Source organism: Clostridium sp. AF32-7AC, from assembly GCF_003477925.1.
In the GTDB taxonomy this organism is placed as follows: Bacteria; Bacillota; Clostridia; order Lachnospirales; family Lachnospiraceae; genus Otoolea; species Otoolea fessa.
Genome location: NZ_QUEG01000001.1, coordinates 234,517 through 250,108 on the forward strand (window position 1 = coordinate 234,517; position 15,592 = coordinate 250,108).

Consider the following 15,592-nt stretch of genomic DNA (forward strand, 5'->3'; position numbering starts at 1 on the left):
AAGTATTCTTAAACTGGGTACAAAAAACTAAGCCCCATATTAAAAGTGAAACGAGACTGCTACTTTTTGTTCCCACTATCAAATTGACAGTTTATTTAAGAATACCTTGCCGCATATTTATTAACTCCTTGTATAATACTGAATCTAATTATATTCCTTAACCCTTTATTTGTCAAGCTGACAAACTAAAGCAGAAAAAGCGGCAGGATTTCCCCCTGCCACTAATCATCTGTTTATGCAAAAATAATTTCCTTTTCCACAATCTCCCTCGCACAAGCCCTTATGTTATTGAGGCATCCTGTCCATTCTAAGGCGTTTTCTGCCTTTAGCTGTTCCGTTATGCCCTGTGCCTGTTTCATACCCTCTATGAGCCTTTCAAAGCGTTCCTGTGCCTGTCTGTTGATGTCGGCAAGGTAGGCGTTTAGCCTGCCGCTTGTAAGAAGATTGGTGTATGTAACTTTACGGTACTGTTTTAGATAATCTAAATGCCGTTGCCCCCAGATGCCTATTGCCTGTTCTTCTTCGGCGGGTACAGTTAAGCACGGTATCAAATAATCCCCTTGCCTTTCGTATTTGCCGCCCAGTTCCTCAAATAATGATTTTGCCATTGTCTGTTACCTCCACATTCTTTTTTATTTTGAATGTCCGCAAAATCCGTCCTACATCAGGAAGCCTGCCAGTGCGCCGTGACCGCTGCCGTTGGTATCAACAACTTCCGCATGAGTGATTTTGCCGTCTGTAGCTTCATAAAGCTTGAACTGTTCGGTATGGCCGAAATGCTGAAAAATTTGACCGTTTTCATAGGTAACTGCAATTTTCATAATGGAATCTCCTTTGCATTTTTTGTTGGATTTTTCTGTGTTGGCTCTCTGCATCCGGCACCAACGGCCGCAGTGGGCTGCCTCCTGTCCTCCGCAGATGCGGTAGTTTCCCCCGGTGATGTGCAGCGGTTTCCCGTGGACAAGACACGCTGCGATCTTGCGCCGTGCGACTTCGTAAATCTCCTGCACGGTAGAGCGTGAAATGTCCATTTGCGCGGCACACTGTTCGTGGGTTTGCTGCTCCAAGTCAACCAGACGAATGACCTCGTATTCGTCCAGCGTCAGCAGGATCGGCTTGGTATTCTCGCACCCATTGGGGCAGAAGGTATCAATTTGTGGTGCGCCACAAATCCGGCGGCACCGTGGCGGTCTTGGCATGGACGATTTCCTCCTTTTGTTTTCGGTATATACCGATTATAACATCTCACGCAGAAAAATCAATACAGATTTTTTAAAAGCCGCTGTAATGCTTATCTCCGAGCTGTGTGTCGGCTGCATGAGTTTCGGCAAGGCAGGGACCATGCACGACTGGACGCTGGATGAAACAGAGAAAGTGGTCAAACACGCACTTGACACCCTATCTTCCTCACCGCGTTGTGGGAGGCATTGACCAGAATCCCGCGGATGGCAGCCGGAAATGCAGCGCCGTCCCAATCAGCGGCTTTTCTGTTTCCGGTATTCCGTTGGGGTTAATTGGTAGCGTTTTTTGAATAATCTGCAAAAATAGTCAACGTTATGAAAACCTGTCTCAGAAGAAATGAGACTGACTTTTTTCTCGGTTTTTGAAAGCAACTGACCGGCCTGTTTTAAACGGTAGTTAATGAGATAGTTAACCGGCGTTATATGTAAATATTTCCGAAACAGATTCAAAGCGGTACTTTTACTGACCATTGCCTGTTCTGCAATGTCATCCAATGAGATACTCCGTGAGTAATTTAGATGGATAAATTGCAGCATGAGCTGTAACCGGGCTTGAGAAGCGGTTGAATGATCCTTGTGTTCTTCCTGATATGAAATGTCTGTGTTTTCAAATATTTCCAGCCAGAGATTCTGAAGGAGAGAACTGGTAAGGAGTTCTTTGGATAAAACGGAATCCTGTGCAGAAATAATTTGCCGCATGATAGATAAAACCTTTGCTTGCCAGCATACTTTTTTATGAAATACGAGAAATGGCAATGAGGAAGAAATGATCGGCAGAATATATTTCTGATAAATCAGGCTGTCGCAAGGGGCAATAAAAGAAGGCATAAATACAAAATTGGGAATGAGGGCTTTTGAGGGAGAATAAAGGCGATGGAGTACCTTTGTATTAATGAATACGCCATTTCCTTCGGTTAAATGAAATTGGTCTTCTCCAATCCACAAAGTAACGGTTCCGGATTCAATATAAATAAACTCCAATTCAGTATGCCAGTGCCATTCGATACAGTTGAAATCGAAAACGGACAGATCTTCATAATAAAACTGGAAAGGATAGAGAGTGCTTCCGTGCTGAGCTGTCTCCATCAAATCTTCACCTGTAATGATTTTGGTATAGGTTGTATTTATATTCATAGAAACCCCACTCTTTGAAACATACTTTACGATATTATACAATAAATTTCGGAAATAAATCAATGAAAATAAAGATGTTATGTTATATAATTCAATAAAAAACGAGGAGTGATGGCCATGCCAAATTACCGGAAAACAAAAATAGCCTGTTATATGGGATTTATTACACAGGCAATTGCAGCTAATTTTGCCCCATTGTTATTTTTGAAATTTCATAATGATTATCAGATTGCACTTGGAAAAATCGCATTGATTTCTACCTGCTTTTTCCTTACACAGTTGTTGGTAGACCTGTTTTGTGCAAAGTTTGTGGACAAAATAGGGTATCGCATCTGTATTGTTACTTCTGAGGTATGTTCCGCAGCAGGATTGGTTGGTCTGGCTTTTTTGCCAGAGCTTTTGCCGGAACCGCTTGTTGGAATTATCCTGAGTGTGATTGTATATGCAGTCGGAAGTGGTCTGATTGAAGTGCTTTGCAGCCCGATCGTGGAGGCGTGTCCATTTGATAACAAAGAGGCAACGATGAGTCTGCTTCACTCTTTTTATTGTTGGGGAGCAGTGGGAACGATTGTGATCTCTACACTGTTTTTTGCGGTGTTTGGCATGGACAGCTGGAAATGGCTGGCTGTCTTATGGGCGCTTGTTCCGGCCATAAATATCTATAATTTTGCAACCTGTCCGATCGAGCATTTGGTAGATGAGGGGGAAGGAATGGGAATAAAAGAACTGTTTCGAAAACCTCTTTTCTGGCTTTCCATATGCTTGATGATTTGCTCCGGTGCATCAGAACTGGCTATGGCACAATGGGCATCTGCTTATGCGGAAGCTGCTCTGGGGCTGTCAAAGACAGTTGGTGACCTGGCCGGTCCCTGCATGTTTGCTGTTACAATGGGGATCAGTCGTATAATTTTCGGAAAATATGGTGATAAAATGGATCTGATGAAATTTATGATCGGATCTGGAATTTTATGTGTGATATGCTACCTGCTTGCTTCTGTATCGTTGAATCCGATATCAGGTTTGATTGGATGTATTATCTGTGGCTTTTCTGTTGGGATTATGTGGCCCGGCACAATCAGTATTTCATCAGAAAGATTTCCGGCAGGTGGAACGGCTATGTTTGCTTTGCTTGCTATGGCGGGGGACCTGGGTGGAAGCATAGGTCCGGGGATTGTTGGACGTGTTACACAAAGTGCAGGAGACAATATTCGTGCAGGTATGGGAGTTGGGCTATTGTTCCCGGTTATTTTATTAATCGTGCTTTTTATTTTTGCAAGGCAAAAAAATAATAAATGAAAGCTTTTTTACAATCAATTCAAAGCCAAGAAGTATAAAGCCAAAGCTCATGAAAAGTCAGTACAAAAGGTAGTAAGAAAATGGAATGACCAAAGGCAAGCGGGAAGTGCCAGAAGATGATGCCCTTGACTTTTCTTCAAAAAAGTTTTACTATCAAATCATTATTAGATAGTATTAAAAACTAGATATCGGGGTAATGTAAAAAAGAAGTGGTTTGAAAGTTGAAGAAAGGCAGGGGCGATCAGGACATGAATAAGAAAGCATGGAAAGCGGGTGCGGTATCGGCACTGGCAGTTGGAGCGGGGCTGGCGGCAGCGGCGTCGAAGCGGAAAAAGGCAGGAAAAGTGGTTAAGTCGGCTTCGGATTACCGGAATACGGAACGCGGCAGCCAGGAGAAAAACAGCAAGGGAATTTATTATTCAAAGGGAAATTATGAGGCATTTGCACGTCCGGAGAAACCGGCGGGAATCGAGGGCAAATCGGCTTATATCGTCGGAAGTGGATTGGCTTCTCTGGCGGCGGCGTGTTTTCTAGTGAGAGACGCACAGATGCCGGGAGAAAATATCCATATTCTGGAGGCGATGGAGGTAGCAGGTGGTGCATGTGACGGTATTCAGGATCCGACCCGTGGATATGTGATGCGCGGCGGCCGCGAGATGGAGGATCATTTTGAGTGCCTGTGGGATCTGTTCCGCAGCATCCCGTCCCTGGAGGTGCCGGGGGCATCAGTTCTCGATGAATATTACTGGCTGAATAAACACGATCCGAACTACTCGCTCTGCCGTGCGACGGTCAACCGAGGCGAGGATGCACACACGGACGGCAAATTCCGCTTGAGCCAGAAAGGCAGCATGGAGATCATGAAGCTGTTCTTCACGAAGGATGAGGATCTGTATGACAAATCCATTGAGGATGTGTTTGATAATGAGGTGTTTGATTCGGATTTCTGGCTGTACTGGAGAACAATGTTTGCGTTTGAAAATTGGCACAGTGCATTAGAGATGAAACGCTATTTTCAGCGTTTTATCCACCACATTGGCGGACTTCCGGATTTCTCGGCACTTAAATTTACGCGTTACAACCAGTATGAGTCGCTGATTCTGCCGATGCAGAAATATCTGGAGACGGCAGGCGTCCAGATCCAGTTTGGCACCGAGGTTACGAATGTGCGGTTTGACATCCAGGGTGAGAAAAAGGTTGCGAAGGCGATCGAGTACGTGAAGGGCGGCGAGAAGAAGGAAATCGCGTTGACTGAGGATGATTTTGTCTTTATTACGAACGGAAGCTGTACTGAGGGAACGATCTACGGTGACCAGAATCAGGCACCGGTAGAAGGTGCGGAAGTGCGTACCAGCGGCTGCTGGAGTCTGTGGCGTCAGATTGCTGCGCAGGATCCGGCATTTGGACATCCGGAGAAATTCTGCTCGGATATCCAGAAGACGAACTGGGAGTCTGCGACGGTCACGACTTCGGATGAGACAATCATTTCCCAGATCCGCAAGATTTGCCGCAGGGATCCGAGAAGTGGACGCGTCGTAACAGGCGGTATCGTGAGCTGCCGTGATTCAAGCTGGCTGCTCAGCTGGACGATCAACCGTCAGGGACAGTTCAAAGCGCAGGATAAGGACGAGATCTGCGTCTGGGTATACAGTTTATTTACGGATGTACCGGGCGATTATGTGAAGAAGCCGATGCGCGCCTGCACGGGCAAGGAGATCACAGAAGAATGGCTGTACCATCTCGGAATCCCGGAGGATCAGATCGAGGAACTGGCTGAGAACCATGCGAACTGTACGCCGACGATGATGCCGTATATTACAGCATTCTTTATGCCGCGGCGTGCCGGAGACCGCCCGGACGTTATCCCGGATGGATGTGTCAATGCGGCATTTCTGGGGCAGTTTGCGGAGACCCCGCGTGATACTATTTTCACGACCGAGTATTCCGTCCGCACCGCGATGGAAGCGGTGTATGGCTTGTGCGGCGTAGACCGCGGCGTACCGGAGGTATGGGGAAGTGTCTACGATATCCGCGAGCTTCTGGACAGCACGGTCAAGCTGATGGACGGCAGATCGCCGCTGGAAATGAAGCTGCCGATGCCGTTTGAAGCACTCAAAAAGCCGATTCTCCGGAAGATTGACAAGACGGTGATTGGAAAGCTGCTGCGCGATCACGGCGTGCTGAAAGACTGGATGGTGTAAGAGACTGAGGAACGCAGGTGTTACTGTTCACAGTAACACGCAGGTAAATATGGCTGCGTTAGATAAAGGAAAACAGGCTGTCACAAACAGAAGGCCCCGGACGGAAAACGTTCGTTTGGCATTCGTGTGGCAGCCTTTTTTGTGTAACAGGAAATTGTCGTGAGGCACATTCTTTTTCACTTGCCCGTTTTTCTCTGACATGATACAATAAAGATTGGCGTAAATGTAGAAAATTTGAGAAGAAAACGATTTTGAAAAGGATCGTTTGATAGATGTGAGGGAAAATAGATGGATTATTTACTTTGTATCCCGGCGCGGGAGACAAATACGAGAGAGAATTGTGAGAAAATACATAATGTTCTGGCGCGCATGTCCGATACCTACAAACTGCGGATTGTACCGGAACCGGTTAAGAATAAGCAGTTTCCATGTCCGCCGTATTACAAGAAATACCGGATCTACAAGCCGGTAAAGGAACGCGATACGAACGGAGAGGCATATCTGGAAAAAGAAGAGGAAGAGATGCTCTTGAGTTCCTGCAAGACGGAGGAAGAGCAGGAACTGATGAAAAGCTGTATCTATGCGTACCAGTATTCGGCGGCGATCGTACTTAAAAGCTTCCGGGAGAAGGAAAAGAAAAATAAGATGCAGGTTCGACCTCTTTCGGAGCGGACACAGGCGCCAAGAGGCGTAAGTGGTCCGAATAGGGGAACACGTCTGGAAACACCGGAAAAAGCCGAAAAGCCGGAACAGGAGCGCAGCGCACAAGAACGTCCGTCTGGCAGTGACAGACCGGAACGATCGGAGAGAAGCTATCGGAACCGTACAGCGGATCGTGCTGCTGAGGGGAATACTGAGCGCACGCAGGGCAGAGAAAGAGCTTGCTCAGAGAGAGAGAGGGCAGCGCGTGTTTCGGGAGCCGAGAGAGCAGCGGACAGACGTAGCGGAAACCGCGCGGTGCCGGAAAATGAGAAACGGGAAGACCGCCCGGCTTCTGGAAGGCGGGAGCGGTTTGAGCGCCGTCCATCGCGCAGAGGAGAACGGCCAGAAGTGGAGAAAAATGAGGCCGTGAAAGACCCAGTGCAGGGCGAACTTCCGTTCCGCGCTTACATGGAGACAGGCAGCCTCCCGGCGTTCCGGGATACGGCAGCAACGGTGACTGTACAGCCGATACAGCGGAAGAAAGAAGGTTATATGCCGATGGAGCGCAAACCGGCCGCGCAGACGCAGGAGCCGGAACCACAGGTGTAAGGTATGTGACAGAAACAGAACGATAAAATTAAATCACAGAATTTATAGAATGGCATCGAAACAATAAGAGTTCCGATGCCATTTGAGCATCAAACAGGACTATGCTTTCCATTTCTTTATTCTAACCATTCAGTTCTAATCCCCCCTATTTTCCGCATATGAATAAATGCAGTCTGTGAAAAGTACAGAACAGGGACAGAAAAAGGGGGAAATGCGCATGTATGAGAACCGGACGGTGGAAGAGGTGTGCAGGGAGTTTTCGGTCGATTTGCGGACAGGCTTATCGGCAGCGGAAGTGGAGGTGCGGCAGCGCCATTATGGGGAAAATGAGCTGCGGGAAGCACCACCGCGGAGTCTGATTGTGCGCATCGGGGCACAGCTTTGCGACTCCCTGATTTTTGTGTTGTTTGCGGCAGCCGGGATCTCCCTGCTTTTGGGCGAGTACGGCGATGCGGGGGTAATTCTGGCGGTTGTCGTATTAAATGCCACGGTGGGCGTGATTCAGGAGGGGAAGGCGGAGAAAGCGCTCGAATCCTTAAAACGGATGACGCAGCTGGAGGCGGTTGTGATCCGGGAAGGAAAAGGGCGGGAGATTGCCGCGCGGGAGCTGGTGCCGGGGGATCTGGTCGTGCTCGATGCCGGGCGGCAGGTTCCAGCCGACCTGCGTCTTACCGAGACAGCTGAAATGCGGGCAGAAGAATCAGCGCTGACCGGCGAATCGCGGGCGGTTGAGAAAAACAGCCATTTTTTAGCCGCCGGTGCGCTTCCGGTGGCAGAGCGTAAAAATGAGACATTTATGACTTCTTATGTGACGGCAGGGCGGGGAAAGGGAATTGTCATCGCCACCGGCATGAATACGGAGGTAGGGCGGATTGCCTCTCTGATCCGCGAGGCGCCGGAGGAGGAGACACCGTTGCAAAAAAGGCTGTCGGATCTGGGGAAACTATTGAGTATTCTTACGATCGGGCTGTGCGTTTTATTATTTGCCCTCGCCGTCTGGCAGAAGCGCGACGTGATGGAAATGCTGCTCACTGCGATTTCCCTGGCGGTAGCTGCCGTGCCGGAGGGGCTTCCGACGACGGTGACGATTGTGCTGGCGCTGGGAGTGACGAAAATGGCGCGGGCTGGCACGATCGTGCGCCGTCTTCCGTCCGTGGAAACACTGGGGGCAGTCAGCGTGGTCTGCTCAGATAAAACGGGGACGCTGACGAAAAATGAGATGACGGTGACGACATGTTATGTAAATCGACAGGAGTATACGGAACAGGAATTGGCGCGCTCTAAGGAAAGAGAAGTGGGAAAACGGCTTCTGGAGGTATTTGCGCTGTGCAGCGATGCCGGGGAGACGGTGGGGGATGCCACCGAGCGGGCGCTGTACGGATTTTGTGAAAATTGTGGTGTTTCTCCGGAGCATCTGCGTCGGAGATATCCGCGGAAAGGGGAGATTCCCTTTGATTCGGATCGGAAGAGAATGACGACGGTGCATGAGCAGGGAGAAAACTGGATTTCTTGTGTAAAAGGGGCGCCGGATGTGATTCTTAAAAGGTGTCGTTATGAGATGGAAGAGGACAAAATTGTGCCGCTGACCAGGGAGAGGCGGACAGAGATTGAGGCGGAGATCACGCGTATGTCCGCGCGTGCCCTGCGAGTACTCGCGGGGGCGTATAGGGAGCTTCAAACAGGAAAAATGCCGGATGGAAAGAGGGAGAAACAGGTGGGACAGCTGGAGCAGAACCTGATATTTCTGGGTCTGGCAGGCATGATGGATCCGCCGAGGGAGGCAGCAGCCGGGGCAGTTGAGGCATTTCGCAGGGCATCTGTGCGGACGGTCATGATCACTGGAGATCATGCAGACACGGCGCTTGCGATCGCCAGGCAGCTGGGGATTGCCAAACGGCGGGAAGAATGCATGACGGGGGCGCAGCTGGAAACGCTGGATGAGGGAGCTCTGGAGGAACGAATCGGTTCTGTATCAGTCTTTGCACGGGTGTCGCCGGAACATAAAGTCCGGATTGTGCGGGCTTTAAAACGCGCCGGGTGCGTGACGGCGATGACCGGGGACGGCGTAAATGATGCGCCGGCGCTTAAATCAGCCGATATCGGGATCGCGATGGGAAAGAGTGGCACCGATGTGGCGCGGCAGGCGGCGGATATGGTTTTGACGGATGATAATTTTGCGACGATCGAGAGGGCAATTGAGGAAGGGCGCGGCATCTATGAAAATATACGAAAATCTATACTGTTTCTGCTTTCCTCCAATCTGGGGGAGATTTTAACCATGTTTGCCGCCGTTGCTATCGGAATACCGGCGCCGCTGGGAGCCGGGCACATCCTTTGGATCAATCTGATTACGGATTCGCTTCCGGCGCTGGCACTCGGCATGGATGGAAACGACCGGGAGAACTTGATGCGTCAGCCGCCGCGCCGGACGGGCGAGTCGCTGTTTGCCGGAGGAGGGTGGTTCTGCATGGTATTTTACGGGTCTCTGATTGCAGCAGTCACGCTGGGGGCATTTTTCAGCAGACAGGAGCTTTTGCGGGCGCAGACGTATGCATTTACCGTTCTGGGGCTGTCGGAGCTCTTTCATGCGGTCGGCATGCGCTCGCTTACGGGCTCGGCATTTTCACGCAGTCTTGGAAAAAATCCGCTGATGCTTGCGGCATTCCTTGTGGGGATTCTGATGCAGGTTGCGGTGACGGAGATTCCTTTTTTGATGAAACTCCTTCACACGGTGCGGCTGCACCCGGCAGAGTGGCTGGCGCTTCTCCTGTTATCCGCCACGCCGCTGTTAGTGCATGAACTTTTAGCATTTCTTTTTCGGAAACGGCGTTGATACAGCGAAAATGCAGTTTACAGATAGGTATTTTTGAAGCCCCGGCAAATTCCGTTACTGGGCACGTATGCGCGAACAGTAACACGCGGCAGGAGATTGAGCAGATTTCGAAAACAGGCTTGTTCTTTTGGACAAAAAAACTTATAATAAAAGGGAGTCCAAGCTGATTTTGTCAGAAAAGTATAAAAAGTTGCTGTCCGCAGACAGGCATTTTTGAAGTCTAAGGTGCCGCATGAAAATAGAATGGAAGCAACCATAGATACATAGGAAGATGAGGGAAGAGATGAGGGAGAAACAGACGAGAGAGGACGCCTCCGGCGTTCGAAAGAAGCCGGCAGCTTCATCCGCACGATCTTCGGGCAGGCGGGGCACCGCAAAGAAAAGCGGGAAAATTGATGTCGGCAAGCAAAAGAAAGCGGGCAAAAATAACAGCCGGAGCGGTGGGCAGATCGTGTTCCATGCGATGGCAAGGATCTTTGGAACCATGTTCAAGACGCTTCTGGTGTGTCTGGTACTGCTGGTGATTGGCGGTGCCGGATTTGGCGCATATAAGCTGATTCCGCTCTATGAGGACTATAAAAGCCAGATAGAGGGAGTGGTGGAAAACAGTACGCTGGATACGTTCCGTTTGCAGGAGGCAAGTTATATTTATGATTCCAACGGTAATGTGCTGGCGAAGCTGACGGGAGACGAGGATTCCAGTTATTTGACGTATGACCAGATACCGCAGAATGCAGTCAACGCATTTGTGGCGATCGAGGATCGGACGTTCTGGGAAAATCCAGGCATTGATATAAAAGGTATTTTCCGTGTCGCAATCAATTACTTTTTGACTGAGGGAGCAGAAAAGCACGGCGCGAGTACGATCACCCAGCAGTTAGCGAGAAACCGTTTTCTGACCCGCGAGGTGTCGATGGAGCGGAAGATCAAGGAGATGCTGATTTCCTTAGATCTGACGAAGAAATACACCAAAGAGCAGATTATGGAGTTCTATATCAATGATATCAGCTTCGCGAACACGTACTACGGGCTTCAGGCGGCTGCAAGAGGTTATTTTGGCAAGGATGCGGATGAACTGTCCTTGAGCCAGACGGCATATTTGTGTGCGATTCCGAACTCGCCGACGTATTACAACCCGTACCGTCATCCGGAAAATGCGCTGACACGCCGCGATAAGATTCTGGAAGATATGCTGAGTATGGGATTTATTACGGAGAAAGCGTGCAAAGAGGCAAAGGCGGAGGAGATCACGGTCAACCGTCAGAGAGTGCCGCTGCACAACTATGAGACGACGTATGCGATCGACTGTGCGATTCGCTATCTGATGCGCCGTGACGGTTTTGAATTCCAGTATGGATTCCGCAGCGACGAGGCTTACAAAGAGTACAATGCCAATTACAACGAGGTGTACAACCAGGAGCGCGATGCGCTCTATACGGGCGGCTATAACCTTTATACCTCGTTGGATCCGGACAAGCAGACGATCCTGCAGGATGCATTAGATGGAGTTCTGTCCTTTGATGGCAATACATCCGAAAACGGCGTTTACAAGCTGCAAGGCGCGTCCACCGTTATTGACAACAAGACGAACCGCGTCGTGGCGATTGTGGGTGGACGCAGTCAGGAGACGGATACCTACACATTAAACCGTGCGTTCCAGAGCCCGAGACAGCCGGGAAGTTCTATCAAACCGTTGATTGTGTATACACCGGCACTGGAAAATGGTTACACATCGGAAACAAGGATTCCGAATATCGATATTGACGCGGCGAAGCAGAAGGGCGTGGATGTGAAGTCCCTTTCCGGCGAGAGGCTGGAGCTTCGAAATGCGGTCGAGCGAAGTAAAAATGGTGTGGCATGGTATATCTATGATGATATCACACCGGATGTCGGCATGGCATATTTAACCCAGATGCGCTTCGCGAGTGTGCAAGCGGCGGACTATTATCCGGCGACCTCCCTGGGCGGCTTTACCACCGGTATGACGACCGAGGAGATGGCGGGCGCTTATGCGGCGCTGTCAGACCGGGGACAGTACCGCGAACCGACCTGTATTATCAAGATGATCAATAACCAGGGCGAAGATATTTTTGAAGATTATGAATCGGTTCAGGTTTACCAGGAGAGCAGCGCCGTGCTGATGACCGATATTTTAAAGGGAGTTGTCACAAAAGGTACGGCGGCGTCGATGGGGTGGAGCGGCAATATAGAGGCGGCCGGAAAGACCGGTACGACCAACGGCAGCCGTGACGGCTGGTTCTGCGGCATGACGCCATATTATACGATGACGGTCTGGGTTGGCTACGACCAGCAGAAGACACTTTCCAGCCTGTACGGCGGCACGTATCCGGCGAAGATCTGGAAAAATGCGATGGAAAAGATGGTAGAGGGGCTTCCGGCGGCGTCCTTTGATACCCCGGAGACGGACAATGGACGCGGAGAAGGAACCTATCTGGCAGGTCATCCGGATGCATTTGAAATCACAACCAGCGGATATACCGCGGCGAATTTCAGAAGGGATCATTTGCTCTCGGATGAGGCGGCGAAGCTTCTGGAGTCTGCAAAGAGCGGCGATTCCGGCCGCAGCAGCAAGGAGTTAAAAGAAGACGCCAGCGCCAAGATCGAGCAGATCAAGAGCGAATCCATCAAAGAGCGGATGCAGCGGATCCACAAGACGGGTACGGCAGGAAAACGGTATTCAGCCCCGGCGGTGGTGCCGGAAACACCTGCCGAGACAGTTGAAGATCCGGCAGAATCTAGCACGACGATCGTGCCGGCAGGACCGGGCAGCGACATCGGACCAGGACACGGTCCGGCGCAGGAACCGGCAGTGGGTCCGGCGGCGGAGATTGGGCAGTAAAGAATTGAAAATGAGAAGAGTCATTTGATGCAGAGACATTAAATGGCTCTTCTTTGTTTTGTAGAAAAGAATTGTTCTATGAAATCTGTTCAAGATTTATGTGGAATCAATGGCGGAAGAATATTTGAATGAGAATAAAATTGACCGATTGTTTATGCAATAAGGGAAATATGGGGGAAAATGGATTGGAAATGTACAATACAATGAAATAAAACATGATAAAAGATCAATACGATTTAAAGTTCGTCAAATAAAATCAGAAAACGACTTGAAAATGAAAAAATAAAGTGCTAATATATCAGTAAGATATCTGAGATATATTAAAGAAAACAAAGTGCATGTACTAATAAAAGATTAAAAAAGAAAGGAAGGAAAAAGAGTATGGGCGACAAAATCAGATTTGGTATTATCGGCGGCGGTATGGCAGGTCCGTTAAATGCAGGAGCACTTCGGGATATCCCGGAAGCAGAGGTTGTTTCATTCTGTGACGTGAAAGAGGATGTGGCAAAGGAATTCAGCAAAGAGTACAATATTCCGTCTTATTACACGGATTATAAAGAGATGCTGAAACGAGATGATATCGATGCTGTCTGTGTAGTAACACCTCCATTCCTGCATGAGCAGATGGTTGTGGACTGTGCGAAGGCTGGCAAACACGTAATGTGTGAGAAACCAATTTCTGTCGATTGTAATGCAGCTGACAGGATGATTGCAGCATGTAAAGAAGCGGGCGTTAAATTTGGTGTTATCTTTATGTACCGTTTCATGGATCAGGCTCAGCTGATCAAGAAAGCGCTGGATGAAGGCAAGCTTGGTAAACTTCTTTCGGTTGATTGTTCTGGAAAATGCTTCCGAAGCGATGAATACTATGCTTCCGGTGCATGGAGAGGTACATGGAAAGGTGAGGGCGGCGGTTCCCTGATTAGCCAGACCGTTCATTTTATTGACTTAATGCTTTATTTAGTCGGCGATGTAGAGAGACTGACTGGTAATTATATGACAACCCTGCATCCGGATATTGAAGTAGATGACGTAGCCAACGCAATATTCAAATTTAAGAATGGGGCGTTGGGAAGCCTGGTAAGTAGTAGTGCAGTCCGTCCGGGTTATCCGCGTCACATCGAAATCCATGGTGAAAAAGGTACGATCAAGATTGTGGAAGAAGAGATCGTAGAATGGAAAGTAGAAGGCATGAACGAGGATGATTACCTGACCAAGGTAAAAGTTGACTCTGGTGATACAGCAACGGGTGCTGGCTATGTGGCAACCGAAAATCACAGAAGACAGCTTACTGATTTCATCCATGCGATCAAAGAAGATCGTGAGCCGATGGTAGACGGCGTAGAGGGAAGAAGAACACTTGAATTTATCCGTGCGATTTATCAGTCGAGCGACCTTGGTAAAGAAGTGCATTTCCCGATCCAGGAAGATGAAAAATACGGAAAGAAGACAGCTTGGTAATAAGGAGGTATAGATTATGGAAAAGAAGATGTATACAGAGACGTTGGAAAAGGTTCGCAATGATTATGCGGTTCGCAATATTGATAAATTAGAGGCAGCGATCAAAGCCGGTGATATGGAAAAAGCGCTGGAGCTGCACAAATTAAATGTAGAGAAAAAGACAGGATTTCACCATTTCGCAGTCCGCTGGGTAAATCAGACATTACGCAATTTCAAGAAATGGGCACCGGATGAGGCGATCTTTGAATGTATGGAAGACTATGCATTATGGTGCTATCCGCCATGTCTGCAGGACTGGATGGAGAAATATAAAGCGGGTCAGGCTACATATAAAGATTTCCCAATGGAAGATTTCCTGGAGAACCGTGCAGTATTATGGTCTGCTCTTCATGATAACGGCGATCAGATTTGGGAAGAGGATGAGGAGAAGATTACCTTTACACTTCCGCGTTGTAACAGCGGCGGCTGGCTGGTAACCGAATGTCAAGACAAGGTACAGACTTTAGATAAACCGGATCCAAGAGCTTATAATAAGGAAGGATTCCAGTGCTACTGCCTGAACTGTACAACCATGTGGGAGTTTGGTTGGTACAAATGGTTTGGATGGCCATTATTCATCATGGATGTGCCGACTATCGGCAGCGACGGTAAGTGTGTGATGGTTATGTACAAAGATCCGAAAGATATCCCGGATTCTTATTATGAGAAACGCGGCTTGGAGAGAAAGATCTAATGAAAAACCGGCGGCAGTTTCACAGGCTGCCGCCTTTGTAAAAACTATCCAGGAAAGGGGGATACGTTATGAAAGAAAAGGGGAACCCACTTCTCCAGATAATTCGAAATGTAAATGATGCGGTAGTAGTTGTTCTTTTTCTTGCGATGACAATTACGGTTATTATTCAGGTTTTTTTCCGTTTTGTAATACAGAGTCCTCTTAGATGGACCGAAGAATTAGCGAGATATCTGATGATATGGCTGGTATTGATGGCATCGGCGATTGCGATGAGAAATCGTTCTCACCTTCAGGTAGATGTTCTGACATCTGCACTTCCGCAAAAGCCGAAACGCATTTTGACCGCGATTGTAGATCTTTTAACGATTGTTTTCTTATGTATTATGACATATTTCGGGTTCAAAGTAGTACAGTCTACGACGGCTCAGACGTCTCCGGCGATGCAGATTCCGATGGCTTTGATTTACGCGGCATTCCCAACCGGTGGAGCTTTGATGATTATGGAACAGCTCCTTACCTTTATCGAACGCTTAAAAAACAAGAATGCACCGGAAGAACCGAGAGAATTTATAGATTAGTAAA

12 protein-coding genes are annotated in these 15,592 nt (G+C 48.6%); 9 read left to right on the forward strand and 3 right to left on the reverse strand.

Annotation, left to right across the window (positions count from 1 at the left end):
• Positions 1–233 precede the first annotated feature (233 nt).
• Both DWZ45_RS01275 and DWZ45_RS01280 read right to left on the reverse strand, forming a co-directional pair.
• Complete coding sequence (locus DWZ45_RS01275; RefSeq protein WP_001129922.1) at positions 234–608, reverse strand: TnpV protein; 375 nt, start codon at positions 606–608, stop codon at positions 234–236.
• Positions 609–659: 51 nt separating this feature from the next.
• Positions 660–1,199, reverse strand: a complete 540-nt coding sequence (locus DWZ45_RS01280; RefSeq protein ID WP_182426605.1) for a DUF134 domain-containing protein — start codon at positions 1,197–1,199, stop codon at positions 660–662.
• Here DWZ45_RS01280 and DWZ45_RS14775 point away from each other — a divergent pair.
• Positions 1,198–1,431, forward strand: coding sequence for a hypothetical protein (locus DWZ45_RS14775; protein ID WP_347475371.1), 234 nt, complete (start codon positions 1,198–1,200; stop codon positions 1,429–1,431). The two genes, DWZ45_RS01280 and DWZ45_RS14775, sit on opposite strands and share 2 nt — an antisense overlap.
• 44 nt (positions 1,432–1,475) lie before the next feature.
• Here DWZ45_RS14775 and DWZ45_RS01290 read toward each other — a convergent pair whose 3' ends face one another.
• Positions 1,476–2,375 (reverse strand): AraC family transcriptional regulator, encoded by a 900-nt coding sequence (locus DWZ45_RS01290; protein ID WP_118467174.1) that lies wholly within the window; start codon positions 2,373–2,375, stop codon positions 1,476–1,478.
• Positions 2,376–2,486: 111 nt separating this feature from the next.
• Here DWZ45_RS01290 and DWZ45_RS01295 point away from each other — a divergent pair, with 111 nt between their 5' ends.
• From DWZ45_RS01295 to DWZ45_RS01330, 8 genes are all read left to right on the forward strand, one after another.
• Positions 2,487–3,671: an MFS transporter gene (locus DWZ45_RS01295; RefSeq protein WP_347475372.1), complete on the forward strand. Its 1,185-nt coding sequence runs from the start codon at positions 2,487–2,489 to the stop codon at positions 3,669–3,671.
• 248 nt (positions 3,672–3,919) lie between these two features.
• The gene (locus tag DWZ45_RS01300) at positions 3,920–5,872 is read left to right on the forward strand and encodes an oleate hydratase (RefSeq protein ID WP_118467757.1); all 1,953 of its coding nucleotides are present in this window, start codon (positions 3,920–3,922) and stop codon (positions 5,870–5,872) included.
• A 288-nt stretch (positions 5,873–6,160) separates the two neighbouring features.
• Entirely contained in the window at positions 6,161–7,123 is a 963-nt protein-coding gene (locus tag DWZ45_RS14610) for a hypothetical protein (RefSeq protein WP_243015294.1), read from the forward strand.
• A 217-nt stretch (positions 7,124–7,340) separates the two neighbouring features.
• The gene (locus DWZ45_RS01310; RefSeq protein ID WP_118467177.1) at positions 7,341–9,956 is read left to right on the forward strand and encodes a cation-translocating P-type ATPase; all 2,616 of its coding nucleotides are present in this window, start codon (positions 7,341–7,343) and stop codon (positions 9,954–9,956) included.
• Positions 9,957–10,239: 283 nt separating this feature from the next.
• Positions 10,240–12,816 carry a transglycosylase domain-containing protein gene (locus DWZ45_RS01315; protein ID WP_242995738.1) on the forward strand — a complete coding sequence of 859 codons (2,577 nt, stop codon included), beginning with the start codon at positions 10,240–10,242 and terminating at the stop codon, positions 12,814–12,816.
• A 381-nt stretch (positions 12,817–13,197) separates the two neighbouring features.
• The gene (locus tag DWZ45_RS01320; RefSeq protein ID WP_118467179.1) at positions 13,198–14,277 is read left to right on the forward strand and encodes a Gfo/Idh/MocA family oxidoreductase; all 1,080 of its coding nucleotides are present in this window, start codon (positions 13,198–13,200) and stop codon (positions 14,275–14,277) included.
• A 16-nt stretch (positions 14,278–14,293) separates the two neighbouring features.
• Positions 14,294–15,010, forward strand: a complete 717-nt coding sequence (locus DWZ45_RS01325; protein WP_107001111.1) for a hypothetical protein — start codon at positions 14,294–14,296, stop codon at positions 15,008–15,010.
• Positions 15,011–15,078: 68 nt separating this feature from the next.
• A complete protein-coding gene (locus tag DWZ45_RS01330) occupies positions 15,079–15,588 on the forward strand; it encodes a TRAP transporter small permease (RefSeq protein ID WP_118467181.1) in 510 nt (169 codons plus the stop codon).
• Positions 15,589–15,592 lie beyond the last annotated feature (4 nt).

Bases quoted from the DNA above. Each gene is read 5' to 3' on its own strand.
- DWZ45_RS01275 (WP_001129922.1), bottom strand. From the start codon at position 608: ATGGCAAAATCATTATTTGAGGAACTGGGCGGCAAATACGAAAGGCAA.
- DWZ45_RS14775 (WP_347475371.1), top strand. From the start codon at position 1,198: ATGGACGATTTCCTCCTTTTGTTTTCGGTATATACCGATTATAACATC.
- DWZ45_RS01280 (WP_182426605.1), bottom strand. From the start codon at position 1,199: ATGCCAAGACCGCCACGGTGCCGCCGGATTTGTGGCGCACCACAAATT.
- DWZ45_RS01290 (WP_118467174.1), bottom strand. From the start codon at position 2,375: ATGAATATAAATACAACCTATACCAAAATCATTACAGGTGAAGATTTG.
- DWZ45_RS01295 (WP_347475372.1), top strand. From the start codon at position 2,487: ATGGCCATGCCAAATTACCGGAAAACAAAAATAGCCTGTTATATGGGA.
- DWZ45_RS01300 (WP_118467757.1), top strand. From the start codon at position 3,920: ATGAATAAGAAAGCATGGAAAGCGGGTGCGGTATCGGCACTGGCAGTT.
- DWZ45_RS14610 (WP_243015294.1), top strand. From the start codon at position 6,161: ATGGATTATTTACTTTGTATCCCGGCGCGGGAGACAAATACGAGAGAG.
- DWZ45_RS01310 (WP_118467177.1), top strand. From the start codon at position 7,341: ATGTATGAGAACCGGACGGTGGAAGAGGTGTGCAGGGAGTTTTCGGTC.
- DWZ45_RS01315 (WP_242995738.1), top strand. From the start codon at position 10,240: ATGAGGGAGAAACAGACGAGAGAGGACGCCTCCGGCGTTCGAAAGAAG.
- DWZ45_RS01320 (WP_118467179.1), top strand. From the start codon at position 13,198: ATGGGCGACAAAATCAGATTTGGTATTATCGGCGGCGGTATGGCAGGT.
- DWZ45_RS01325 (WP_107001111.1), top strand. From the start codon at position 14,294: ATGGAAAAGAAGATGTATACAGAGACGTTGGAAAAGGTTCGCAATGAT.
- DWZ45_RS01330 (WP_118467181.1), top strand. From the start codon at position 15,079: ATGAAAGAAAAGGGGAACCCACTTCTCCAGATAATTCGAAATGTAAAT.